At 40.2% G+C, this 25,329-nt stretch carries 22 protein-coding genes; 15 read left to right on the top strand and 7 right to left on the bottom strand.

Features of this window, described 5'->3' with window-relative positions; translation table 11 throughout:
* Positions 1-9: 9 nt before the first annotated feature.
* The 8 genes from ACKGJO_RS10185 to ACKGJO_RS10150 all read left to right on the top strand — a co-directional run bounded on the left by ACKGJO_RS10185 (position 10) and on the right by ACKGJO_RS10150 (position 7,789).
* The gene (locus ACKGJO_RS10185) at positions 10-2,064 is read left to right on the top strand and encodes a TolC family protein (protein WP_411323334.1); all 2,055 of its coding nucleotides are present in this window, start codon (positions 10-12) and stop codon (positions 2,062-2,064) included.
* Between the two features lie 15 nt (positions 2,065-2,079).
* Entirely contained in the window at positions 2,080-3,126 is a 1,047-nt protein-coding gene (locus tag ACKGJO_RS10180) for an HlyD family secretion protein (RefSeq protein ID WP_411323333.1), read from the top strand.
* Positions 3,126-3,485, top strand: coding sequence for a hypothetical protein (locus ACKGJO_RS10175; protein ID WP_411323332.1), 360 nt, complete (start codon positions 3,126-3,128; stop codon positions 3,483-3,485). Before ACKGJO_RS10180 ends, ACKGJO_RS10175 begins: the two co-directional genes overlap by 1 nt.
* 32 nt (positions 3,486-3,517) lie before the next feature.
* On the top strand, positions 3,518-4,969 hold the full coding sequence (locus ACKGJO_RS10170; protein ID WP_411323331.1) for a TackOD1 domain-containing metal-binding protein: 1,452 nt from the start codon (positions 3,518-3,520) through the stop codon (positions 4,967-4,969).
* Between the two features lie 5 nt (positions 4,970-4,974).
* A complete protein-coding gene (locus ACKGJO_RS10165) occupies positions 4,975-6,303 on the top strand; it encodes a glycosyltransferase family 2 protein (protein ID WP_411323330.1) in 1,329 nt (442 codons plus the stop codon).
* A gap of 60 nt (positions 6,304-6,363) precedes the next feature.
* The gene (locus ACKGJO_RS10160) at positions 6,364-6,696 is read left to right on the top strand and encodes a TraR/DksA family transcriptional regulator (protein ID WP_411323329.1); all 333 of its coding nucleotides are present in this window, start codon (positions 6,364-6,366) and stop codon (positions 6,694-6,696) included.
* 229 nt (positions 6,697-6,925) lie between these two features.
* Positions 6,926-7,369: a MarR family winged helix-turn-helix transcriptional regulator gene (locus ACKGJO_RS10155; RefSeq protein WP_411323328.1), complete on the top strand. Its 444-nt coding sequence runs from the start codon at positions 6,926-6,928 to the stop codon at positions 7,367-7,369.
* A 42-nt stretch (positions 7,370-7,411) separates the two neighbouring features.
* Positions 7,412-7,789, top strand: a complete 378-nt coding sequence (locus ACKGJO_RS10150; RefSeq protein WP_411323327.1) for a VOC family protein — start codon at positions 7,412-7,414, stop codon at positions 7,787-7,789.
* Here the strand turns inward: ACKGJO_RS10150 and ppgK are convergent, their stop codons facing one another.
* Together ppgK and secA are read right to left on the bottom strand one after the other, a co-directional pair.
* The gene (gene ppgK / locus ACKGJO_RS10145; protein WP_411323326.1) at positions 7,790-8,551 is read right to left on the bottom strand and encodes a polyphosphate--glucose phosphotransferase; all 762 of its coding nucleotides are present in this window, start codon (positions 8,549-8,551) and stop codon (positions 7,790-7,792) included.
* 101 nt (positions 8,552-8,652) lie between these two features.
* The gene (gene secA, locus ACKGJO_RS10140; protein WP_411324082.1) at positions 8,653-12,027 is read right to left on the bottom strand and encodes a preprotein translocase subunit SecA; all 3,375 of its coding nucleotides are present in this window, start codon (positions 12,025-12,027) and stop codon (positions 8,653-8,655) included.
* Between the two features lie 382 nt (positions 12,028-12,409).
* Here secA and ACKGJO_RS10135 point away from each other — a divergent pair, with 382 nt between their 5' ends.
* Together ACKGJO_RS10135 and ACKGJO_RS10130 are read left to right on the top strand one after the other, a co-directional pair.
* A complete protein-coding gene (locus ACKGJO_RS10135; RefSeq protein ID WP_411323325.1) occupies positions 12,410-12,709 on the top strand; it encodes an isoamylase early set domain-containing protein in 300 nt (99 codons plus the stop codon).
* 78 nt (positions 12,710-12,787) lie between these two features.
* Entirely contained in the window at positions 12,788-13,570 is a 783-nt protein-coding gene (locus tag ACKGJO_RS10130; RefSeq protein ID WP_411323324.1) for a biotin--[acetyl-CoA-carboxylase] ligase, read from the top strand.
* Between the two features lie 88 nt (positions 13,571-13,658).
* Here the strand turns inward: ACKGJO_RS10130 and ACKGJO_RS10125 are convergent, their stop codons facing one another.
* Together ACKGJO_RS10125 and ACKGJO_RS10120 are read right to left on the bottom strand one after the other, a co-directional pair.
* Positions 13,659-14,885 carry an aminotransferase class I/II-fold pyridoxal phosphate-dependent enzyme gene (locus ACKGJO_RS10125; RefSeq protein ID WP_411323323.1) on the bottom strand — a complete coding sequence of 409 codons (1,227 nt, stop codon included), beginning with the start codon at positions 14,883-14,885 and terminating at the stop codon, positions 13,659-13,661.
* 175 nt (positions 14,886-15,060) lie between these two features.
* The gene (locus ACKGJO_RS10120) at positions 15,061-16,452 is read right to left on the bottom strand and encodes a choice-of-anchor B family protein (RefSeq protein ID WP_411323322.1); all 1,392 of its coding nucleotides are present in this window, start codon (positions 16,450-16,452) and stop codon (positions 15,061-15,063) included.
* A gap of 153 nt (positions 16,453-16,605) precedes the next feature.
* Here ACKGJO_RS10120 and ACKGJO_RS10115 point away from each other — a divergent pair, with 153 nt between their 5' ends.
* On the top strand, positions 16,606-17,130 hold the full coding sequence (locus tag ACKGJO_RS10115) for a DUF2062 domain-containing protein (RefSeq protein WP_411323321.1): 525 nt from the start codon (positions 16,606-16,608) through the stop codon (positions 17,128-17,130).
* Between the two features lie 4 nt (positions 17,131-17,134).
* Positions 17,135-18,976, top strand: coding sequence for a TIGR03545 family protein (locus ACKGJO_RS10110; protein WP_411323320.1), 1,842 nt, complete (start codon positions 17,135-17,137; stop codon positions 18,974-18,976).
* Positions 18,977-19,025: 49 nt separating this feature from the next.
* Here ACKGJO_RS10110 and ACKGJO_RS10105 read toward each other — a convergent pair whose 3' ends face one another.
* The gene (locus tag ACKGJO_RS10105) at positions 19,026-19,697 is read right to left on the bottom strand and encodes an alpha/beta hydrolase (RefSeq protein ID WP_411323319.1); all 672 of its coding nucleotides are present in this window, start codon (positions 19,695-19,697) and stop codon (positions 19,026-19,028) included.
* 73 nt (positions 19,698-19,770) lie between these two features.
* Positions 19,771-20,712: a VOC family protein gene (locus ACKGJO_RS10100; RefSeq protein WP_411323318.1), complete on the bottom strand. Its 942-nt coding sequence runs from the start codon at positions 20,710-20,712 to the stop codon at positions 19,771-19,773.
* A 164-nt stretch (positions 20,713-20,876) separates the two neighbouring features.
* On the opposite strand from ACKGJO_RS10100, the gene ACKGJO_RS10095 reads away from it, so the two are divergent.
* Positions 20,877-22,112 carry a M48 family metallopeptidase gene (locus tag ACKGJO_RS10095; RefSeq protein WP_411323317.1) on the top strand — a complete coding sequence of 412 codons (1,236 nt, stop codon included), beginning with the start codon at positions 20,877-20,879 and terminating at the stop codon, positions 22,110-22,112.
* 5 nt (positions 22,113-22,117) lie between these two features.
* On the opposite strand, the gene ACKGJO_RS10090 is transcribed toward ACKGJO_RS10095, so the two are convergent.
* Positions 22,118-23,413 carry a sensor histidine kinase gene (locus ACKGJO_RS10090; RefSeq protein ID WP_411323316.1) on the bottom strand — a complete coding sequence of 432 codons (1,296 nt, stop codon included), beginning with the start codon at positions 23,411-23,413 and terminating at the stop codon, positions 22,118-22,120.
* Between the two features lie 190 nt (positions 23,414-23,603).
* Here ACKGJO_RS10090 and ACKGJO_RS10085 point away from each other — a divergent pair, with 190 nt between their 5' ends.
* Positions 23,604-24,725: a trans-sulfuration enzyme family protein gene (locus tag ACKGJO_RS10085; protein ID WP_411323315.1), complete on the top strand. Its 1,122-nt coding sequence runs from the start codon at positions 23,604-23,606 to the stop codon at positions 24,723-24,725.
* A gap of 39 nt (positions 24,726-24,764) precedes the next feature.
* Positions 24,765-25,292, top strand: a complete 528-nt coding sequence (locus tag ACKGJO_RS10080) for a thioredoxin family protein (RefSeq protein WP_411323314.1) — start codon at positions 24,765-24,767, stop codon at positions 25,290-25,292.
* Positions 25,293-25,329: the final 37 nt, after the last annotated feature.

The following is a 25,329-nucleotide window of genomic DNA, read 5'->3' as shown; positions in this document are numbered from 1 at the left end:
GAAAAAACTGTGGGCAAAATAGTGCTTGCAGTATTTATTTTTGTATTGGGGACGGGTATTGCGGGTAATACCGTAAAAGCTCAGAACATTGAAGACCTTGATAGTTTATCAGCAAGGCTCGACTCTGTGGCTATGTTATATTTGATGGAGATCCCTGAATTTGAAAGTTCAATATCTTCTGATACTCCATCTTTTTTATATGACTCGTCTTTTAGCTATTCTGATCTGTCAAAAGCTGAAATTGATTTGCTTAAAAGCAGGCAAGGTGTTCTGTATTCGGATTATGGAGTTGATCTGGAGGCGGGGTTATTACAAAATCTAGATCAGGGAGTGTTTGGTGCTGAAGGTATCTTTTACCAAAGAAGAGCTCAGGTTGGAGTAGAGTGGAATGTATTAAAAAACGGTCTCTTCGATAACAAGAGTACCATCGGCCAGCTTGAGAATGAGATCAAGATTGAACAGAAAAGAGCTCTGGCAGTTTCACATCAGAATGTTATTGATTCAAAAATTGACCAGCTAAGAGCTGGTTTTAATCGTTTCAGAATAGATCAGCTCCAAAAATATCTCAATATTCTTGGAGAGCAAAAATATGCCTTAACCTTTCTTTATGAACAGAATTATGTAACCTTGGATAGGGTGCTGGATATTACCTCAAAACTTGTAAAAGCAGAATCCTCCATCTCACACTATAAAAGAGTCAATAGATATATTGGCCATTCTGAACAGTCGGGCCTGACATCTCAGGACTATCCGGTTTATAATATCGATCTGGACAGGTTGGGAAGTGAGGGATTGAAGTTTTATGAAGAGCTATCCTCTTTGAATCAAGGAACGGATTATAAGTTCTATAATGAATTATCATTATCAACATACCTGAGATATAACCTATATGGAGGTACTAACCCACAGAGTAACTTTCAAAGTAGCAGTAGCAGGGAATTCTTTTCAGCAGGTGTTTCTCTTTCACTTCCAATACCCTTGAATAATAGTGCTAAGAGAAGTGTTCATGAGCAAAAAATAAAAATCCAAAAACTTGCCTTTGAAGAGGAAAAAAATGATATCAGTAACCGGTTATTTGAAAGATATCGGGCTTATCAGGCAGCACTTCAAAACTATATCAAAGTACATCAAAATGTAGTGTTGCAGCAGGATAAGATCAGAATGCAACAGGTCAAGAAGACTATCGGTTCTGATTTATATAGTCCCAGTGAGCTGCTTACAGCTATCTCAGAACTATACAGCCTGTCTATTCAAATCCTCGATGTGAAAGAAGAATTATATTTACGTTTTTTTGAGATTCAATCTTTGATACCTGATCATTCACTTTCAACTTACCTGGTGCCGTTCGAAATAAATAACTCTCTTTACATGAGTAGTCCTGACTATGGGTTTTACATGTGGTCTGATATTTTTCAAAACACATCTTCTGAAACTTTGATGAGGGTGTTGGAGAATGAAGGCATTAAAACGATATATGTATCTGCAGGGCCGGGAAAAGAAGAATTGGGACCAATTCAGGATATAATCAAGACAGGATCAAAAAACTTAGAAGTCCATCTCACGATTGGAGATCCGAATCTGATCTTTAAGGACAGATATCAAAAACTGAGTGAGCACATTGTTGTTGCAGATTCTATTGGGGCCACGGGTATTCATTTGGATGTAGAACCTCATACTCTGGATGATTGGGAAGAAAATTCAGAGGAATATCTTCAGGCATTTTTGGATATGATCACTCAGGTGCGTGAGTGGAGCGGGCAGAAGGGGCTTAAACTAAGTATTTCTATAACTGCCGATTACAGATCAATTTACAACGAACTGGAAAGTCAGGTCGATAAGCTTGTACTGATGACCTATGGCAGTAATGACTTCAAGGACTACAGCCAAAGATATGGTAAGGCAATTATGGAGGCGCCACTTGGAACAGCCCTTGCATTGAGAACAGGCGACTTTGAATCAGTTTCTGCAATGGAGAAACTTATGGAAGATATTAAAGAGGGTTTTGGCGCCGGCGACTTTTTTATACATGATTATGAATCATGGAAGCAATTAAAAGATAATTAGACTAGATAGAGTAAAATGCAGAGCGGACAATTCAATAGCAATAAATCGACGATCAGGGGGACCCGGGAAAAGGAAACAACACAGAAAACAAACTGGGATCGTGTCATTTACCTTACACTACTTTCGGTGATTTTGATATTTATCAGTTATTACCTTATCAATAGAAATTTCTTTGTTATTGGTGATGGCAGAGTTGTGACGAACGAACTTCAAGTGGTTTCTCCAAGTGATATACGATTTCAACAATTTTATGTGGAACCGGGTGATACCGTCCAAAAATCTGATACGCTGTTTCGGTTTACTTTTATAGAATGGCAGCAATCCATGGATAGTCTCGAGACTCTGAGAAAGAGATTGACTGATGCGTCTAAAGAATTGGAAGACGTTCAAAGTGAGTTGCGTATTAAAAATATTGAAGCTGAAAGGTCTCTTCAGCAACTGGAATATTTTGCTGGCAGATTATCTCAGATCAAACGTGAAGTAAGGTTGGGCGTTTCCACAGTTTCCGAGATGAAGTCAGTTGAAGACAAGATCATGAATGAAAAAGGAGATCTGTCTCTGATTAATGAGCAAATTGATCAGCTTGAGAACAGAAGAGGAAGATTGCAGACTATGATAGCCAGCCCATATGGTGATGACGGGTCAGAAATTTCGATAGGTGCTGAAAGTATGCAACATATTTACACGGCACCGGTTCCCGGAATTGTTACTACGGTTTTAAAAAGTCCGTCGGAGATCGGATTAAAATCTGAACGTGTCCTTTCCATACTATCAGAGCAGTCGCAGTTAAGGATCAAAGCTATATTTCAGCAGAAGAGTGGCAGATACCTAAGCATTGGCGACGAGATGAACGTCACATTCGATAATGGTGATAAAAGCAAAGGAGTGATCACAGATATCTATGCAGCGGAGGCCCTTATTGACAGGCCAACGGGCAGTCAAAGTGAGCTTGAGTTCAGTGTTCAAATTGTAGCTGAATTGAAACCGGAGGATCCACTTGAGCTCGATCGGTGGAAATCATACAACAAAATGGGTGTAACTGTAAAAAAAGCAATATTCTGATGGCAATAGATGATTATTTTATAGACGAAGACAACGAAGGATTAGAAGATAAACGGGTTTTTGAAGTTGGCGATCTTAAATTTCTAAAGATCAGTGATCAGGAGCCTGTCCGGCTGGAACTGATCAAAGATTATTCCGGACTCATTATTGAGTATACCCGGCATACATTTACCCTGGAGTTAATCAAGACTATTCGCTCCCATGATGAAGAGCAAGTGTATCTGACTCCACTCTTTTTATATAAAAGTTATGGAGCTCATAACGAGGACCTGTCAGAAATGGTAGATGGCACACTGGAACGGCTGAATAACTTGAATGCGATTGCTGAGACAACCGACATCATTCAAAAAAGAATCTAAGAAGAGCATAGCATATACAGGCAGAATGATCTATGAAGAAAATAAATTGTTTGATAGTTGAAGACGATGCCGCTTTCCAGAAAGTGGCTTATCATATGGTACAAAAAGCCGATCGCAGACTTAATCCGGTTGGGTTGGCAAGTAACGGATCCGAAGCCATTGAGATGTATAACCGCTATGATATCGATATGCTTTTTTTAGATATTCATATGCCGGATATGAGCGGTTTTGAATTTTTGGACGAAATAGAGATCAAGGAAAATCTTCAGATCATCTTGATGACCGGTGACGAGGATTATGCCCTCCAGGCCTTTGAGTACGGGATTACCGATTATCTGCTTAAACCTTTTTCAGCCATTCGTTTCAGAAAATCCGTTACACGGGCTATAGAACGTTTAAGAAGTGAAGGTCAGGCAACCTCAACTGAAAATATATTGTTACGTAAAGCTCTTCAACTTGCCTATAGTCGTAATAAAGATATAGTTCCTATTCCCAGCCGAACTGCAAAATTAGGGTATACATATCCTCTTTTGACCATTAATCTGGATTACGAAAATGAGCATACAGCACTGGATATCCTGGAGTCTGCTGAAAAAGAAGGTTTAGTAAACGGTGATTTCGTTGATTATATATATTCTTGTAATAACTGTTATAACAGCCTGCTTCACTTTCGGGAATCGTGTCCGAAATGTCAGTCTTCGCATCTTCAGATCGAGGATCTGGTGCATCACTTCCCATGTGCGTATGTAGGTCCTGTTTCAGATTTCGTTAAATCTGAATCTTCAGAGATCATGGAGTGTCCGAAATGTAAACGCATCTTGAAGCACATTGGGGTTGATTATGACAAACCTTCAGTGATGTATACCTGTTATCAATGTGACCATGAATTTCAGGACCCCCACATTAAAGCAAAATGTCATGATTGCGGATCGGATACTCGGGTAGAAAGGTTGGTAAAAAGAAAGATCAAAAGATATAAACTGACCAAACTTGGCAGGGATGCTGCAACAGGCAAATATAACATAAACCTGAAAGGCTTTGATGAATTGAGCGACATCATCAATGATGAGTATTTTATCAGATTGCTAAAAAATGAGATCGGTCGTAAGAGGGTTGCTAATTTTGATAGCACCGTTGCAGCCCTGCAAATGTCGAACCTGACAGATCTGTATCAGGGAATTGGGGAGGACGGACAAAAAGACCTGATCATCGAATTATTTGAGCTCTTAAACAATGAGCTACACTCTTCAGATGCAGTTATCTTTAAAGATCGTATCACAACATTATTCCTGTTTACTGAAAAAGGTCTGGAGGAATCCCAAAACCTGGTGAGTAAATACAAGGCCAGATTGAAAGAGCTAATAAAAGATAATTTTGATGGTTTTGAAGTCTCTTTTGAAGAAGCGCTGATGCTGATTGAAGAAGATAAAGAACCGCAATTTCATCTAAGACAACTAATGTCTTCATTTAACGATCCGGAATAACCAATATGGTCGATTTTGTTACATTTTGGAGTATGGAGGGACTCAGTGGATTTTTCCGAGTCTTCTGGTTCTTTTTTCTGTTTGAATTTCCACGGTTCATTTTGATGGATTTTGCCATGCTTATTGTGTATTGGGTGAAAGGTAATTTTGCAGAGAGGGATTATCAGGAGGCACGTGAAGAATTTCTATCAGCCAAACCTTTTATTTCAGTCATTGTGCCCGGAAAGAATGAAGGCGAAAACTTTGAGCGATTGGTAGAATCCCTCGAAGAACAAACTTATAGAAATTTTGAGATCATTATTGTAGATGATGGCTCTGATGATCAATCAACACTTATCGGGAGGCATCTTGAAAAACATGGGCGAATAGATAAATTCATTTCTCATTTTGAACGCGGGGGAAAAGCCTCTGCAGCAAACACAGCATTTCGTTACGCAACCGGTGAATTCGTCGTACATCTTGATGCAGATAGTAGCCTGCAATACGATGCTATTGAGGAGATCATGATCCCTTTTTATATGGATTCCAAGGTCGGAGCAGTGGGTGGTAACCTGGAAGTTCGCAATCCGGATGTTAATCTGTGTACCACATTTCAGCAAATAGAGTATAATATCTTTATCATGGTAGGTCGAATGGTAACCTCTTCTCTTGGTATTTTGAGGATTGTATCCGGGGCATTTGGTGCTTTCAGGAAGGAGGCTTTAGATAAAGTTTACGGTTGGGATATAGGTCCCGGATTGGATGGCGATATAACCATCAAGATCAGAAAGCTAGGTTATAAAGTTCATTTTGAGCCAAAAGCTACCATCTACACGACTGTACCCGAAGACTTTATCAGCTTGGCCAAACAGCGTACAAGGTGGAGTCGGTCTTTGGTCCGGTTTAGACTTAGAAAGCATAATAATTTGTTTAAGGCATTTGATACGTTCAATATCAGAAACTTCCTTACAGTTGCTGACAATATCTTCTTCAATTTTATATTGAATTTTTTCTGGTATGTGTACATGATCGATATCATAGTGAACTTTAACCAGGAGATCTTTTATGTACTTGTTGCAGGGTTGATGCTGTACAGTACCTCAAAGTTTCTGCAATATTTGGTAGTATTGATATTATCGAGGGATTGGAAGCAAAAACTCCAATACCTGGCCTATCTTCCCGGAATGGTTATCTATACAGGTTATTATATACGGTTTATCCGAACAGCAGCTTACCTGAAAGAGTTACTATTTAAGTCATCGTTTGATGATAATTGGAATCCTCATAAAACCTCTGCCCAGGCTAAAAAACTTGAGGGACAAATTGAGCAACTCTTCAGCAAGACAGCTAGTTGACCGTTTTTTTGTTAATAATTAACTATTTGGCAGTAAATCAGCTCATCGTTACCTTTTGCCATGAATAAGAAAGAGAAGAAAAAGTTGGTTGAGATCATTGCTTCCCGTATTGAGGAAACAAAAGAGGAAATTATAGAACTTAAAGAGCTTGTAAAACCTATACCTTTGGATGCATCCATAGGGCGCATTTCAAGAATGGATGCTATAAATAATAAATCCATTAACGAATCGGCACTGAGAGATAAAGAAAAACAGTTAAATAAACTGGAGAAAGCTCTTGAAAACTCAAAGGATGATAATTTTGGTATGTGTACTAAGTGCGGAGATGAAATTCCTTTTGGCCGCTTAGAATATATGCCACATACTACCCGATGTGTAAAATGCGTAGGCTGAATAAACTGAAAAGGGTATTTATTTTTATCGAAAAGTGGTAAACTTTTTTTGAACAAAAGAATCACTTAAAAGATATTCCTCTGCCTGAGAAGGATCATAAAATGACTAACTCTAAAGGTCTATTACACCTTGTCGTCAATTTAAAGGACATTTTACTATATCAGTTTGAACATTGATGTTTGTACATTATATTTGGCGAAAATAATATCATCTGAAAATAAGGTATGTTATGAGTACGAATTCCCATCAGGCTACGGATTTATCTGTCTGGCAGAGTTTGCGAGATAATATCAGGGAGACTGAAGTATGGCTTCGAAATCAGGTCAGGGATTTCCTCAATGAATTTGATGTGACCCGTCAGCAGTTATCAATACTTCAGGTCTTAAAGGCCGCAAATAATGAGCCTCTGTCTACCAAAGAGATTCAGAAACTGATGGTTGACAAAAAATCAGACACTTCCCGCTTAGTGGACAGACTTATAGAGAAAGACCTGGTTAGAAAAAGAAAGGACCCTGAAGATGGGAGATTGGTTCAGGTGTTTATAAAGTACGAGGGGCTTCGGTTACTTGCTCAGATAGAGGATAGGATGGAGGAACTCGATGAAAGGTTTGAAAATCTCTTAGAAGATGAAGCTGAGGAGCTTAACCTGCTCTTGGGTAAACTGCGCGTCTGATTCAAACATGCTTTAAAAAATTTTACACTAAAAAACTGATTAATGAAAAATGCAATAAACTGGTTCGAAATACCGGCAATTGATATTGACCGTGCAAAGTTATTTTATGAGACGATCTTTGGCTTTGAAATGTTTGATCTGGATATAGGAGATGGATTACAAATGGCACTTTTTCCGGCAGAAAGTGGTACGGTTGGCGGCGCCTTGATCCAAAAAGAAAAATTATATAGGCCAAGTGAGAAATTTGGGTCGTTGCTTTATTTGAATGCAAATCCAGATTTAGGCGAAGTTTTAGATAAGGTTGAGAAAGCAGGTGGAAAGATCTCGACACCTAAAAGATTGATCACCGAGGATAACGGCTATATGGCAGTTATCATCGATAGTGAGGGGAACAGGATCGCTCTCCACTCAAACCAGTGATCAGCGGTAAAACTCTTTATTCTGGATCTGCACTGAAGCGGCGTAGTAAGCTGCTCCGACAATGCTGGCGTTATTAAGCAGGCTTGCTCCTTTGAATTTCGTCTTGATCTTGATGTATGGAAAAGTCTTGTCTGCCTTCTTACTAAGTTGACCGCCAAGAATAAAAAGATCGGGATGAAACAGGTGCTCGTAATGTTCCAGAACCAATTGAAGACGTTTTCCCCAGGTTTTCTTTCGGATACCTTCTTCTTTTCTAACTTTGTTTGAAGCCCGTTCCTCAATGCTGATCCCCTTGATTTCGATCTGACCTAGTTCAGTGTTTGGAACAAGAATGCCATCCACAAAAATTGAAGATCCAATTCCGGTACCAACAGTCAGTACGATTATAGTACCCCGCTGACCTTTTCCTACTCCGAATTTCATTTCAGCCAGGCCGGTTGCATCAGTATCGTTAATAACACTTACGTTGCAACCGGTAATCTCGGAAAAAAGATGGTCCGCATCAGCATCTACCCAACCCTGATCCATTCGCGTGGTAGATAGGACAATACCTTTACTTGTGGCAGCTGGGAAGGCGCAACCAATTGGGCCATCCCAGTCAAATTTCTTGACTACCTTATGCAGTTTTGAGATCAGCTTGTGAGGACGGGTATCCTCAATTTTATCAGTCGTTCTCTTTTTAGATACGATCTCACCTTTTTCAGTATCGACGATCGCGCCTTTTATACCATAACTTCCAATGTCTATTCCTAAAATTTCCACGTATCCATGAATTTAATTTGCACCAAACATAGTGAAAAAATCTTTAGGGACATAGCACCTGGAAATTGCCTGATCAGTGGTTCCTAAAGGGGGAAGTTGTTTTATTTTTCAACAACTACCCAGCCTTCTTCATCCACCATACGTTTGGCGTATTTCCACTTCACTTTTTTGGTTTCATTTGAGTTGATGTTTTGAACAGTCACGTAGTCATTACGGCCCGGTTCTTCTTCAACTTCAACAGGCTGTCGTTTGGCATTACCACCCTGTGGCTGCTGGCCTCCTCCTGATTGCTGCGCTGGAGCTTTGAGGCCCATGCCGGTAGAATCGGAGTGTTGTGTTTCCATAGCAGAGGTGTCGTACCGGGATTTCTGTTTTTGAGCCTGTTGTAGACTTTTGTCTTCAGCCTGAACTTCAGGAACAGATTTCCAGATAACTGAAATAGCCTCTTTATTTATTTCATCCAAAAGCATCTTGAACATATCAAAAGCCTCACGCTTGTATTCGAGCAGGGGGTCTTTCTGTGCAAACGAACGAAGCCCGATACCTTCTTTTACAGAATCCAATTCACGAAGGTGCTCCATCCATTTCTGATCGATAATGGAAAGAATAGCACTTTTCTCAAGTGAACGAGCTACTTCGCGTCCTTCGTTTTTGAGAGCGTTTTCAACATCAACTACAATACGCATCCGGCGGATGCCATCTGTGAACACTACCTGAACTTTGTCAGGCCTATTATCAGGGTTTGCCTCGTTGATGCGTTTCATTACCTCATATAAAGGTTTAGCAATACGCTCCTCCTTTTTACGGTAATTTTCGAGGGCTTTCTGAACAACATGATCTTTAAGTTCATCCTCATTCATCTTGGCCCATGCTTCTCGGTCATAATCAACATCAACGGCCAGGTGGCGAAGTGTTTTTTCATGCAGACCATCGTAATCGCCTGAAGCCACGTGATCATACACCATATTTTCGATCAGGTCGTCAAGCATATCAAGGATATCGGTACGCAACTGATCACCGGAAAGAGCATGTTTTCTTCGTGCGTAGATCACATTACGCTGGTTGTTCAGAACATCATCATATTCCAGCTGCCTCTTCCTGATGCTAAAGTTATTTTGCTCTACCTTGGACTGGGCACGCTCAAGGGACTTGGTGATCCATGGATGGGTAATAACCTCGCCCTCTTCAAAGCTGAGCTTATCCATGACGTTGGCAACCCGGTCTGACATAAACATTGCCATGAGGTCATCTTCTAGAGATACGTAGAATTGCGTTTCACCCGGATCTCCCTGACGACCGGCACGACCACGTAACTGAAGATCAATCCGGCGTGATTCATGACGTTCTGTACCAAGAATGGCTAACCCTCCCAATTCCTTCACACCTTTGGCCAGTTTAATGTCAGTACCACGGCCGGCCATGTTGGTAGCAACCGTTACGGCACCGATCTCACCGGCTTGTTTCACGATCTCACTTTCACGAGCATGCTGTTTGGCATTTAGAACGTTATGGGGAATGCCGGCACGTTTAAGCATTCGGCTCATAGTTTCAGAAACATCTACGCTTGTGGTACCAACCAATACTGGTTGACCTTTTTTGTGGTATTCCTCGATCCTTTGAATTGAGGCGTTGAATTTTTCTCGTTTGGTCTTAAAGACAAGATCTTCCTTGTCATCCCTGGCAATAGGCTTATTGGTAGGGATCACTACTACGTCAAGTTCGTATATCTCGTTAAATTCACCTTCTTCAGTTTCAGCTGTACCCGTCATACCGGCTAGCTTATGATACATTCTGAAGTAGTTCTGAAGAGTTATAGTAGCATAGGTCTGGGTTGAAGCCTCAACTTTAACTTGTTCTTTAGCTTCAATTGCCTGATGCAATCCATCTGAATAACGACGCCCGGAAAGTACACGTCCGGTATGTTCATCTACGATCTGAACCTTACCATCCTGAACAATGTATTCCTCTTCACGCTCAAAATTGGTGTAAGCTTTCAGCAGCTGATTGACAGTATGAATACGATCGCCCTTCTCAGCAAACTTGCGATGAAGCTCGTTGAACCGGCGTTCACGCTCCTGGCGTATCTCCTGCTCAACTTCTTCTATCTTCTTCTGTTTATATTCTTCACTGAACTCATCGTTATCTCTAACCTCTTGAAGCTTTTCTTCTTTCAGCTTATCGATCTCTTTTTCGATAACAGCCGTTTCCTCTCCCAGATCGGGAATGATGAAGAAATCTTCATCCTCGCCTTTTTTAGTAATGAATTCACGACCCTGCTCGGTCATTTCAATAGAATTCATTTTCGGATCTACTGCGTAATACAGGTACTCATCAACTACGGGCATGTTCTTGGCATTATCCTGCAGATAAAAAGATTCTGTTCTTTGGATAAGCTTCTGGATCTTTGGGTCCTGTTGCATTTTTCGAAGTTGGGAATTCTTGGGAAATCCGCGGACGGCCCGGAATAAAGCCAGCCCGGCTTTTTCCTCATCACCCTGTTCCAATAATTCCTTTCCCTCTTTTACCAGGTTGGCAACCAGTTTCTTCTGAGCCAGAACCAGTGATTCAACACGTGGTTTCATTTCAACATATTTGTCAGACTGGTTACCCTGAGGGACCGGACCTGAAATAATCAGTGGTGTTCTGGCTTCATCGATCAAGATGGAATCGACCTCATCAATAATGGTGTAATGATGCTCACGCTGAACCAACTGATCTTGTTCAACGACCATGTTGTCACGCAGGTAATCAAAACCGAATTCATTATTGGTGCCATAGGTAATGTCGACTTTGTAAGCTTCTCTACGCTGATCAGAGCTGGGCTGATATTTGTCAATACAATCAACCTCGAGTCCATGGAAGTTAAATATCGGTTCATTCCATTCAGCATCACGCATAGCCAGGTAGTTGTTTACTGTAACAATGTGCACACCTTTACCGGCCAATGCATTTAAATAAGCAGGAAAAATAGCAACAAGGGTCTTACCCTCACCGGTCTTCATTTCAGCAATTCGCCCCTGATGCAATACAATAGCACCGATAAGCTGAACGTCATAGGGTACCATTTCCCAGGTGGTTTCATTACCGCCAACTTTCCAGGATTTACCAACGAACCGGCGGCAGGTATCTTTTAATACGGCAAATGCTTCGGGTAGTATCTCCTCCAATACATCTTCAATAATATCCAGCTCTTTTGCCTCGAGCTCATCCAGATATTCCGCCATTTCCCTGTGTTCATTTGGGGAAAGGTTCTCAAGATCATCAAGCTGCGATTTGATCTCCTGAATTTCTGCTACGGTGTCGGATGTAGCATCTTTGATCCTTTGCTTGAATTCATCAGTTTTACTTTTTAACTCATCATCCGATAATTGTTTTACCTGATCTTCATAAGATTTGATTTGCTCTAAGACGGGCTGAATTTTCTTAATATCCTTTTCGCTCTTAGAACCAAATATCTTGGTAATTACTTTACCGATTTTATCTAACATAATAGGGGATTGATGATCTGCTAATTAATTGCTTAACTCTGAAAGTTAACCTTATAAACAAGGCCGTTCAACTGTTTAGTTCTTATCTATCAAATATCCTGCCATTTTTTATTCTTGTCAGAAATACTGCCACAAATGAAGAGTATTATAGGTTTTATTTTATTAGCAGTTCACTGAAAAATAAGCGTAATATTTATAGCAGGAATCGCTTCCAATTATTAAATAATTACTAATATCTAAATATATATTTAATAATATTATTTAAATACTCTTTGGGGCGGTTTAATTTTATGTATTATCATTGTGCTAGTTAATTAATATAGGTATTTTAGGTGCTCACTCACTCACTCATTGAAGAAAATCTAGTATTATGATTTCAAAAGAATTCACCCCAAAACGAACCGTTTGCAAAGTAACCTTATCTGTACCTGAAGACTGGGCAGAAAAAAAGGTAGTTGTTGCAGGCAGCTTTAACGACTGGGATACTGAATCAGAGAAGCTTGTAAAGAAGAATGGTAAGTGGACAACCACGCTTCGCCTGAAACCTCAAACCGAATACAGATTTAAGTATCTGATAGACGGAGAACGCTGGGAAAACGATGATACGGCTGATGAGTATGTGCCAAATGAATTTGGCACGGAAGATTCAGTCGTAAAGATCGGAGATTAATACAGAAGTATGTAGGGAAGATTGCCGGTTTTATTTTACTTTGTTTGAGTAAACCTGAACCAAACTTTCTAAGTCATTGTGTTTGATACAGAAAAATTTGAAAATAAATTGGCTACCTCCTGGTTGGGGCGTAGCCTTTATTTTTTTGAGGAACTTCCATCTACAAATACTTCTGCAAAAAAATTGAAAGGAGAAGGCTCACTCCACGGTAATTTGGTAATAACCGATTTTCAAACCAAAGGAAGGGGACAGCATGAACATAAGTGGGTCGTAGAACCGGGACAGAATCTTACCTTTAGCCTACTGTTTCAACCATCTAACCCAGATAGGCTTAACTTGCTTACTTTAACCTGTGCATTGGCTGTTAAAGACACAATAGAAAACCTCACAGATCTTAAACCAAAGATCAAATGGCCTAATGATGTTTTGGTGAATGGAAAAAAACTCTGTGGCATACTTACTGAAACAGTTTTTATTGGAAATAAATTGGATAGGGTTATTGCAGGTATTGGGCTGAACGTAAATCAACAAGAGTTCTCAAATTCAGTCTCTAAAGATGCTACTTCCCTCAGCATCGAGTCTAAACATAAGATGGATCGAGAGGAATTGTTAGCTCATCTTGTTCAGGATATTGAGTACAAATACAGGCTTTGGAGTCAACAGGATCCGGATTTACTTAAAAAAGTAAACAAGTCACTTTCAGGCTATGGTGATTGGGTGAAATTGAAAGTTAATGATGAGATTCTTTCCGGTAAGTTCAAATTTTTGGGAGCAAATAACAAAGGAGAGTTGATTGCATTGGACTCAGAGATGGACGTAAAAACCTTTGCATTCGAGCAGGTAAGGGTATTGAGATCTTAAACAAAAAGCCCGTTCAGTTTTCACTGAACGGGCTCATTTTTTTCTTTTATCCTTTTGACAGAAACCTGATCAGAATGTGCTCTAAATTTTAAGCACTTAGTTTTTCAGCCGCTTCAAATACGTAGTCTTTGATGGCTTCGAATGCTTTCAGGGTTTGTTCAATATGAGCATCATTATGAGCGGCGGTTGGGATAAGGCGGATCAACACCGTACCTCTCGGTACAACAGGGTAGGCAACACCACTTACAAATACGCCGTGTTCCTCACGCAGTTTCCGCATAATATCCTGACAAAGATCAGTACTACCCTTGGTTAGAACCGGTGTCACCGGACTTTCAGATGGAAGTACCGTGTAGCCGATCTCGCGCAGGCCTTCTCGTAGTTTTAAAGTATTGTTCCAAAGTGTTTCTCTCCACTGTGGATTGTCTTTGATCATCTGCAAACGTTTACGAGCGGTAACAACAATCGGTAATGGCAGAGATTTTGCAAAAACCTGACTTCTGGAATTCGCCTTCAAAAATTCGATCACTCTTGGCTCGGAAGCGATGAAAGCACCGATCAATGCAAAAGATTTTGCAAAAGTACCAAAATAAACATCAATCTCATCCTGAATTCCAAGATGTGTCCCGGTACCGGATCCATCTTTACCCATTGTACCAATGCCATGTGCATCATCAACCAATAAGCGAAATGGAACTTCCTTTTTGAGTTCGATGATCTCTTTTAGTATACCTAGATCACCCGTCATACCGAAAACTCCCTCAGTGACTACAAGGATAGACGTGTTTTCTTTCATTTTCTTTTTAGCACGAAAAAGCTGCTTCTTGAAGCTTTCGAGATCGTTATGTTTAAATACGAACTTGTCAGCCATAGACAGCTGTTTACCGTCTACAATACAGGCATGACTTAATTCATCGTAGATCAGAATGTCGTTACGATCAACTAGGGCATGGATAGCACTCATGATTCCCTGATAACCGAAGTTCAATAGCTGTGCTTTTTCTTTATGGACAAAAGCTGCCAGTTCTTCTTCAAGCAATTCGTGCTCAGTAGAGTTTCCGGTCATTAACCGCGCACCCATTGGTGCACTCAAGCTGTATTTTTCGGTAGCCTCAATATCCGTTTTCTTGATATCTTCATTACTACCAATGCCTAGATAGTCGTTGATACTCCAAACGACCATATCTTTACCGTTGAATTCCATTTCAGGACCTAGTGGCCCTTCAAGTTTGGGAAAAGTGTAATATCCGTAGCCTTCGGAAGTGAATGGTCCAAGTGGGCTTGGGCGGTTCTCTAGCTTGTCAAATAGATCCATAAAGTTTAGCTTTTTTACTAACTGATTCGGTGTTATGATACCGTTTTAAAATCGTGCAAAAGGTAAGCAAATATAGTGGTACCTCAAAGAAATCAGGCTGTCAGGAGCACTTCTTAATGTTTGGGAAATGTTAGAGCCCACAAATTTAAATATATGGTTAAGCTTTGAAAGGTTTCTACAGTCTGGGCCTTACAATGAATAGACCGTTTTCAATATCACTGAGCACTACCATGCCGCTTTTAAAATACGGATAGTTACTCCAGGTGCCCTCAAATAATGAGGCATCTGATCCAGGCTGTGTGTCAAAATAAGCCGTACGTTCCAGTTCTCCATTGGCTATGTTTGATATATTCATTATCTGTAGTCCGGCGTTGTAATTCGCCTGATACACATGCTCTCCCTTTACATATAGGTTATGATCAATAGAAAAGGTCTGATGCTCATAATAGCCGATAAAGAGAGGGTCATCCAGGTCACGTACATCCCAAATGTAGGTTTTAGTGTTTCTCATTAGGTTACGCTCATCAAGCTCGTCGTTCATCAAAAAATAAGCCTGGTCCTCCGTCAGCCAACCCTGATGGGAATACTGCATATTTGCCTGACTTTTCATACTGATGGTCCTGGGATTATTCTTGTCGGTAACATCTGCGATCAGCACATTACCTTCTGCTGAGTTAAAGCAGATTTCCTTTCCGGTGTGTTCATTATCCGGCCCGTCGTAGATGATGCATTGCGCATCGTGAACGTAGCCCGGGGCAATGGCGTAGCTGGTGGTAGGTTCAACGTAACAACCGGCAAAGGTGGGGTTTTTCGGTTCCCGAATATCGATCATATGTAAGCCGGATTCATCCCTGCTACCGCAAATTTCTGCTTGAGTTACACCGGTAGCATAGGCATATCCGGTTTCTTCATTGATCACAATATTATGGGCTGATGAAAGACGTTCGTAAAGAAAATCGTGTTCCAGATTCAAAACTTCACCGCTATAATCTCTGAGCTTGGTAAGATCCAGTACCTGCATTCCGTGTGGCTGTGCATCACTGACAACAAAGGCGTGATCGTCATAAACCTTGATATCTCTCCATGATGAACCTTGACCCAAAGCTTTTGATCGTTGCGTAGCACCAATTCCAAGATTACATGCAGGATATTCGGCAGGTAAAATGGATTTATATTTATTTCTTAGGTCAGATTCCGGAAGCCGAGCCACAACAACCGGTTCATCCGGGTCACTGATATCCACAAATGAAACACCGTTTGTCAGCCCAACCAATGCATACTCTTTTTCAGATTTGGGATCTGTCCAGCCCCAGATGTCATTAAGATATACTCCATTTTGAATACCACTCAATTCATAAATGTTTAGGTGAGCAAAAAGATCAACATTCCCACAGTCGTAATTTAAAGCCTGACCATCTTCACAGGGATATGGAGCCTCAGCTTGGGTAGTGGGGTTGTCTGCAAAAGAATCAGGGGCACCATCCGTCGATGAGGACTCACATGCTGAAAGTATTGCCAGACAAATAAACAATACACCTAAAAGTAAATATTCTTGTAATTGAAACATAGGTTTTAAACTATCGATTGTGAATTGAATATAACCAAATCGGTTATCTTCCCAAGAGTTTCAATTTTAAGTCACTGACCAAACAGAAAATAAGAAGTTTGAAGCATTTTGGTTATTTTAGTAAAAAGTTAAAGCTAACTCATTAAGGGTACTATGTTCCTGATTTTGAAATATTTTGCAAAGCTTCTTAAAGCCTTGGCTTCCGAAGCCTCACCCTCGCAAATTGCCGGCGGAATGATATTGGGGATGATAATCGGGCTGACTCCGATCATGTCATTTCATAATCTATTTATTGTAGTTTTAATAATGGTGCTTCGGGTCAATATCGGTATGGCATTGCTATCGTTTATGATATTCAGCGGAGTGGCTTATTTGGCTGATCCATTATTTCATAATTTCGGAATCTGGCTGCTGGAGCTTGAGGGCCTGCAGGAAACTTACACCAACATGTATAATAATGAATGGTGGGCACTAACCAAGTTCTATAATACCGTAGTGATCGGTAGTTTTGTTACAGCTGTGATATTATCGATTCCTGCATTTCCTTTATTCCGGATTTTAGTATTACAGTATCGTGAGAAGATCCATGCAAAGGTTCAAAAGCTAAAGATTGTTCAGGCTTTTAAGTCAACAAATCTGTATTCAATTTATAAAACTGTAAACCGGGTGAGAGGATAATAGGATGAGATTGGGAGGCGTAATTACAGTATTAGTATTGATCGGGTTAGGATTTGCGACTGCATATTTCGTAACCGATGACTGGATAGAAAGTAACATTGAATATGAAGCAAGTGTTCTTAATGAAGCTAAGGTAGAATTCGATGGCTTTGAGTTTAGTTTACTGAATTTGAAACTGAAGTGGGATCGTCTTCAGGTTGCTAACAAGAACAGCACTATGGAAAATACATTTGAAACCGGTGAGACGGAATTCAGTATGCAGTTCTGGCCGCTTATTTTAGCGAACAAAGTAGTTGTTAATAACGTAAAGTTAACCGGATTTCAGCTAGCCACCGAGCGTGAAACGGATGGATATTTTGAAATTCCTGAGGAAGAAAAGGATCAGGAGCCCGGCTTTATATACTCAGTTGTGGATCAAGTAACCAGTCAGGCCAGGAAGAATGCGGAGGTGAAATTTACTGATATACGAGATGACCTGAATGTGGACAGCCTGATGGCACGCATTGATATCCGAACGGATGATAAGATAGATTCACTCAGAAATGGGATCAGGAAAACCTATACTAAATGGGATAGCACCTTCAATAACACAAATATTAATCAAGAGATCGCCCAAATAAATAAGAGGGTAGATAGTATTAAGGTTCAGGAGTTTAAGGATCCCCAAAAAGTAGTTGCTATGATCGAACAGGTTAAGAAGCTGAAAAACCAAGTCGATTCACTCAGGAATCGTGCCCAAACACTCAAACAGAATTTTGAGAACGATTACGGAACAAGCAGGGATGAGATATCGCAAGTCGACAACTGGATACAGGATGATTATCAGCGCGCTGTAAATATGGCTAAGTTACCTGATCTTGATGTTCAAAATATTGGAACGGCCTTATTTGGTGAAAATTTGCTTGGTGACTATGCTGTATATCTGGAATATGTAGCTATTGCCAGGGAATATGGAAGCCGTTTTATGGGCGATGATGGGACAGAAAGGATTCCGCGATATGAAGGAGTTAATTATCAATTCTCAGATAAATACGATCTGCCGGGTCTTTGGTTTAAGAATGTTGAACTATCAGGTAGAACACTTTCAGACGTTGCTATCAGTGGGCAGGTTACAAATATCAGCAGTGATCAGAAGAAAGCGGGCGAGCCTATCGAGTTTAATATCGGGGGGGTAGATGAAAATCAGGTCAACCTAAGCTTGACCGGGGAATTCAATTATCTGGAAGAAAGACCGCGTGAGAGTTTTGAGTTCAATTATTCGGGCTTTACACTTGCGAATGCAAAATTATCCGGTTCTGACCTCTTGCCCTATGAATTGAAATCCGGAAAGGGGGACGTAAATGTTGCGCTGAATCTGACAGGCCAAAGAATAGATAGCCGTATTGATTACATTGCCAATGATATTAGCTTTGATTTTGCATCTGTTGGAGAGCCTAAGAATCAGTTAGAGTCATTGATCAGAAGCGCTATTGGAAATACTGATCAAATAGATATTTCTGCATTAATAGATAATGTCGACGGACCTCTTCGTGTCCGGCTTCGTTCCAATGTGGATGACTTGTTTATGAATGCATTGAGACAAACCGTAAGCGAAAAAGTGGCTGAAGCAAAACGCAAAATAGAAGCCGAAGTTAAGCAACAGGTTGCCGGTAAAAAAGAAGAACTGGCTGCTTTCAAGAGTGAAAAAGAAGCAGAGATCATGGATCGTTATAATGAGATGCAGACTAGGATTCAGGAACAACTTGATAAAGTAGAGAAGAAGCAGAAAGAATTAGAGGAAAAGAAGAAAAAGCTCGAAGAGGCTCTCAAGAATAAGCTCAAGGACCGAATCGGAATCGATTATTAAACAGAATTCTTGAAACACTGTTGGATAATGCCTTGGCTCAAACCTATAATTATTTATTGATCATCTGATTTATGTGGTCTATCTCATCTTGGTTTACAGTATGTCCCATACCCGGATAAAACTTTTTGGTGACATTTGCATTCAGCATATTTAGTACTGACTCAGATTCGTCTACCCGTTCTTTTGGAATATGCGGATCAACATCACTGCAACCCATGAAAACGGGCGTACCTTCAAGATCACCCTCATAATCCTGTTGGTTTACCGAATCACCAGTTCCAATGAGACCGCCACTGAGTGCGATGAGTCCACCATATTTTTTTGGATGTCGTGCTACGAATTCAGAGATCAGACAGGCTCCTTGTGAAAATCCGGTCAGGTAAATGTTTTCCTCTGAAAATCCATCTGTTTTCAATTCCTGAATGATGTCAAAGATCTTTTGCAGGGCAGAGGATAGATTGGGTTCGTTATTATCGGACGGTGCCATGAATGAGTATGGATACCAGGTATTTTGAGAAGCCTGCGGGGCCCGAAGCGTTAATTTTTTGTCAATATCAAGTTCATCAGCTAGGGTAAGAATGCTGTCGGCTGTAGCTCCACGACCATGAATGAGGATCATAGCAACTTCTGCTTCAGACGATTCTGATCCGCCTTTCAATATAGGTGTTGACTGATGGGGGCCTTCAAAATTAGTGGTTTTGTCTACTCGGAATAAACTCATAAATATGTAGAATTAGATTTTGTCAATTTATATGAATCGTAGAGGAGTATCGCCATACGTCCCTACGGTATAATTAAGATGCTGAGGCGGCTTCAATATCCGGAAGCATCTGCTCAATTCTATCCCGTTTGGATTCCAGCCATGGCGGCAAGATCAATTTTTCTCCGAGATGCTCAAATTCCTCATCTACGGTGTAACCGGGGTCATCGGATGCCATCTCAAAAAGAACTCCGGCCGGTATGCGATAATAAACGGATTTAAACCAGTGGCGATCGATGATCTGGGTAGGATTCAGTCCTTTTTTACCAACCTTTTGTTGTAGTGCATCCAATTCGTCCTGATTCTCTGCCCTGAAAGCAATATGATGCACGATACCGCGACCATTTTTTCCGTTTTCTGCGTTATCCGCTTTTTCGATTATAATGTTACGGCCAATGGGAGCATCTGTTTGATACAGGGTTTGGTTGCCTTCTTCAGTAACTTTCTCAAAATCAAATAGCTCCCCAAGAAGCATTTCAGTATGCTGTTTTTCTGTAAGTAGCATGCGTGCCCCCCAAAATCCCTGAACGGTGTGTTCAGCAGGAACGATATAGTCTATATTTTCTATTTTTGGTTTCGCTTCACCTTCAAATACAATATCCAGTTCTAATCCATCGGGATCATCAAAGCGGAGAGCTTCACGACCAAATACTTCCACGGTTTCAAATGCAATATTATATTCATCCAACCTGTCTTTCCAGTAATTCTCAGAACCTTTGGGAACCTGAAGCCCGACATTGACAACCTCTCCAACCCCGGCTTTACCCTTTTGAGCCATAGGCCAGGGAAAAAAGGTCAGACTGGATCCCGGTTCAGCCGCCTGATTTCCGTAGAAAAGATGGTAGGTGCCGGGATCATCCTGATTGACGGATTTCTTAACTAACCGCATGCCGAGTTTATTTGTGTAAAATTCTACGTTTGTCTGTGCCTCACCCGCCAAAACGGTTATGTGATGTATTCCTTTATGATGATTCATGATCTTATTTTGATTTAATTTCTACTACAAATATACGAATTAACTTAATTAGTTTAACATTAAACTAATTTGTTTTATTTATGGCCCTAATAAATTTAGCCAAGCCAATTTTCACAGCTTTATTCGTACCTTTGTCGCGAACACAAATTTTTAGTGATCTATACATGAACATCTACGCCATCATCATACTTGTTACCATCGCCATTGATTTCATTTTGGATATTACATCCAACTATTTAAACCTGAAATCACTTTCCAAAGAACTGCCGGATGAATTTGAGGGAGTGTATGATGAGGATACCTATGCCAGATCTCAGGAGTACACGAAAGTACGAACCAAGTTTGGATTCATCACCGGAGGTTTTGACCTGTTACTGGTACTGGGTTTTTGGTTTTCAGGTGGATTTAACTGGTTGGACCAGGTTGTGAGGGCTTGGGGCTATGGAGAGTTAGTAACCGGGTTATTATATATTGGAATTTTGATCGTTGCTAAAATGATCATTAATCTTCCGTTTAGTATTTACTCTACGTTTGTGATCGAAGAAAAATTTGGTTTCAACAAGACCACGCCAAAGACCTTTGTATTGGATCTGGTAAAAGGCCTTGGATTAAGTTTACTGATCGGAACTCCGTTGCTTGCCGGAATTTTATGGTTTTTTATGTACGCTGGAGATCTGGCTTGGTTATATGCCTGGGGAGCTGTAACAGCCTTTACACTAATCATGCAGTATATTGCACCAACATGGATCATGCCTCTATTCAATGAATTTTCCCCGCTTGAAGAAGGGGAACTCAGAACAGCTATAGAAAACTATACAGAAAAGGTTGACTTCCCGTTACAAGGTTTGTTTGTCATAGATGGTTCAAAGCGCTCCAGTAAATCTAATGCTTTCTTTACGGGGTTTGGAAAGAATAAACGGGTAGCGCTGTATGATACGCTTATAGAAAAACACACAAATGATGAACTTGTAGCTGTACTGGCTCATGAGATCGGCCACTATAAGAAAAAGCATATCGTCAAGGGAATGGCAACAAGTATCCTTCAAACGGGAGTGATGTTCTATCTGTTATCGATATTTTTGAATGCCGAAGGTTTATTTGAAGCTTTTTATATGGAAGAAATGTCGGTATATGCAGGACTGATTTTCTTTGGAATGCTGTACGCACCAATTGATATGATACTGTCCGTTTTTATGCAAATACTGTCCAGACAACATGAATTTGAGGCCGATTATTTTGCGGCAAATACTACAGGTAAACCGGAGAATATGATTTCAACCCTGAAAAAATTATCAAAGGACAACTTGTCTAACCTAACTCCTCACTGGTTTTACGTGTGGCTAAACTATTCGCACCCCCCCGTACTGAAACGGATCAAGGCCATAAGGGAAGAGCTATAGTCTGATCAACTCCCACTGCTTCCGGATGAATCAGATATCTTGAATTCAGTATTAAAATAGGCTCCGGGTTTATTTTCCAGGGATCGATACTGATATTCTGCATCAAGCTGCCGGGCAAGTGTACTGATGAGCTCTAGACCGAGTGAAGTACTTTCCAGTGAGTCAATATTCTTCTTGAAGCCTGTACCGTTGTCTGTAATCTCAAGATGAAGTACTTCTCCGTTTTTTCCGAGATAAACTGAAATGAGTCCGTTTTTTTGTTCATTAAAAGCATGTTTAAGAGAATTGGTGATCACTTCATTGACTATCAAACTGCAGGGTACAGCTTGATTGATATTGAGTTTTACGGGTTCGAGATCAAAAGATGTTTGAATCGATTTCCCGTCACTCATGGTAGCAATAATAGTCTGTACCAGGTTTTTTAAACCAACATCAAAATCCATATTGGAAAAACTTTGAGACTGATAAAGCTGTTCATGAATATTAGCCATAGATTTAATGCGCATGGTACTGTCCATAAGTTTCTTTTGAAACTCTTCATCAGATTCCTTAAAAGCTTGTATTTGAAGCATGCCTGATACAACAGCAAGGTTGTTCTTTACTCTGTGGTGAATTTCAGCAAGAAGGGTTTCCTTTTCACTCAGAGATGTTTCAAGTTCAATTTTATGTGTGACTAAATTTCGTTTAAGCCTGTACTGTGATTCGATAGTCTCTTGAAGCCCTTTGAAAAGCATAGGCATGAAGATCACTGCAACAGTACTTAGCAAAATGGAATTGGCTGAAATAGATAACCATGAAGCAACCTGATAATTTTCTCTGAGAGGATAGTCAACCATGCCTTCGTAGATAAAAAAGGCTTGCAGCAAACATATGATAATATTAATGAAAATTGTGAGAACACCGGCGTAGGTCGGAAGGATCAACAGAGAAAATACTGTAATGCCAAAAAGGTAAGTGAGCCCGGCCCCATGATGGCCCATATAAAAGATCAGTATGAAAGAAACAGAATAAAGTAGGGTCAGAAACAGAAACTTTCTAACATTGGTACTAATTCTGGAATATAGCGTAATAAGGGATATAGCGAGCCCAAATAAAGCATATGAAATAGAAAGTCCTTTTATTCCCAGAAAGTACACCACAACTGCTGAAGTGATAAGTGTCAATAATCCAAATGGGAATAGATAGATGAGAATAGATGCAAATAGCTTATTCCTCCAATATTCAATACCATCCATTTTGGAAGTATTGCCAATTATATTGCTTCGTACCCTTAATTTATATTTTTCCCAAATTTTAGTCACAGAGTCCTGATAGGTTAGGCTGCAAACTACGCTTAAGTATTATTAACTAATTTAAGTTAATTCATCTAATATAATTGAATTTACCTTGAGTACAATAGAAGAATTGACCTTTCACTTGTTGTAACAAATGAAAGTGTATGTGTACTAATTTGTTTATTTTTAACTGAATCAAAATTAGATTAGCCTGAATATGAAAAATATAGAAACTATCGCCATTCATGGAAGCATGAAAGCTCACGAAAAAGAGAATGATACCGTTGTACCCGGCATTGAAGTTTCTACTATTTATGAGCATCGCAATGGTGGTCATCATGAGGGCGATGATAAGTATATAAGGTTATCCAATCCAAACAGGCATCAACTGGAAAATGTGATCGGCCAATTAGAAGGCGGCGAGCATTGTGCTGTTTTTGCATCAGGGATGGCTGCAATATCTTCAGTGTTTCAAACTGTGAAATCAGGTGCTCACGTAATGATCGCCCAGGATGTCTATTTCGGTACTCGTAAATTGATGTGGGAGTTCGGTGAAAAATGGGGATTGGATGTTGAGTTCGTAGATATGACAGACCTTGATGCCGTAAAGAATTCACTCAAAGAAAATACGCAGTTAGTATGGCTGGAAACACCTTCTAATCCAAGGTTGCTGATTACAGATGTAAGAGCTGTAAGTAAGCTGGCAAGTTCGAAAGGAGCGGTTGTAGCAGTCGATAATACCTGGCCGACCCCGTATAATATGCGTCCTTTGGAGTTAGGCGCTGATATATCAATTCACTCAACTACGAAATATTTGGGTGGCCACAGTGATATTTTGGGTGGAGCCGTTATCACAGATGATGAGTCTTTATTTGAAAAAATTAGATTGATCCAGCGCGTTCAGGGCGCGGTTCCTTCACCTCGCGATGCATGGTTGCTAAGCCGAAGTATTCGCTCGTTTCCTTATAGGATGAGAGCACATAATGATAATGCCAGAAAAGTAGCTGATTATTTGAGTAAGCATTCCAATGTAGAGGATGTCTATTATCCGGGACTTGAAACACACAAAGGTCACGAAATTGCAAAGTCTCAAATGGATGATTTTGGCGGGATGATCTCTTTTATAATTGATGGTGGTGCTAAAGAGGCCATAGAGATCGTAGGAAGATCAAAGATGATCATTGCAGCAACAAGTCTCGGTGGAATTGAAAGTATCTGGGAGCACAGGAAGTCATCTGAAGGTGCTGATTCACCTTCACCAGATAACTTAATCCGACTGAGTGTAGGATTGGAGCATTCCGATGATATAATAGCCGACATTGAACAAGCGTTAGATTAACAGAACCGTATTAAAAGATTAAAGCGACAAAGTATAATTATGGCTCATATTAAAAATTTATTTGTAGCGGTGTTTTTAATTGCTGCATTTAGCTCATTTGCTCAAGCCCAAACTGATAATTCACAAAGTGAGGATATGTCCGCGCGGGAAATGTTTGATTGGGTAGCCTTCGATGAGGCAAAGGAAAAAGCAAAGGAGGATAACAAAAAGATCCTTGTGTATGTAAACGCCAGATGGTGCGGCTATTGTAAGAAAATGGAAAATGAGGTGTTTGCAGAGGAAAGTATTCAGGAGCTTACTTCGGAATATTTTTATCCTGTTTGGTTAGACCTTGATGTAGAAGATGAATATTTAACCTTTGCCGGTACTAAACTCAGTCATCGAGATTTTGCCCAAAAATTGGGAGCATATAGTACTCCCACTTTTATATTTTTTGAAGCAAATGAGGACATCATAGCAGGGCAACCCGGCTTCCTGCCTGAGGATATATATTCAACCATTCTAAGATTTGTTGGAACCGGAGCCTACCAAGATCAGTCATTTACTGAATTCAATGAAAGTAAATAGCTGAATAACTTAGGTGATTACAGCCAAAAGAGAAGTG

Source organism: Gracilimonas qinghaiensis, from assembly GCF_046602855.1.
GTDB lineage: Bacteria > Bacteroidota > Rhodothermia > Balneolales > Balneolaceae > Gracilimonas.
This window is presented reverse-complemented; position numbering and strand designations above follow the sequence as displayed.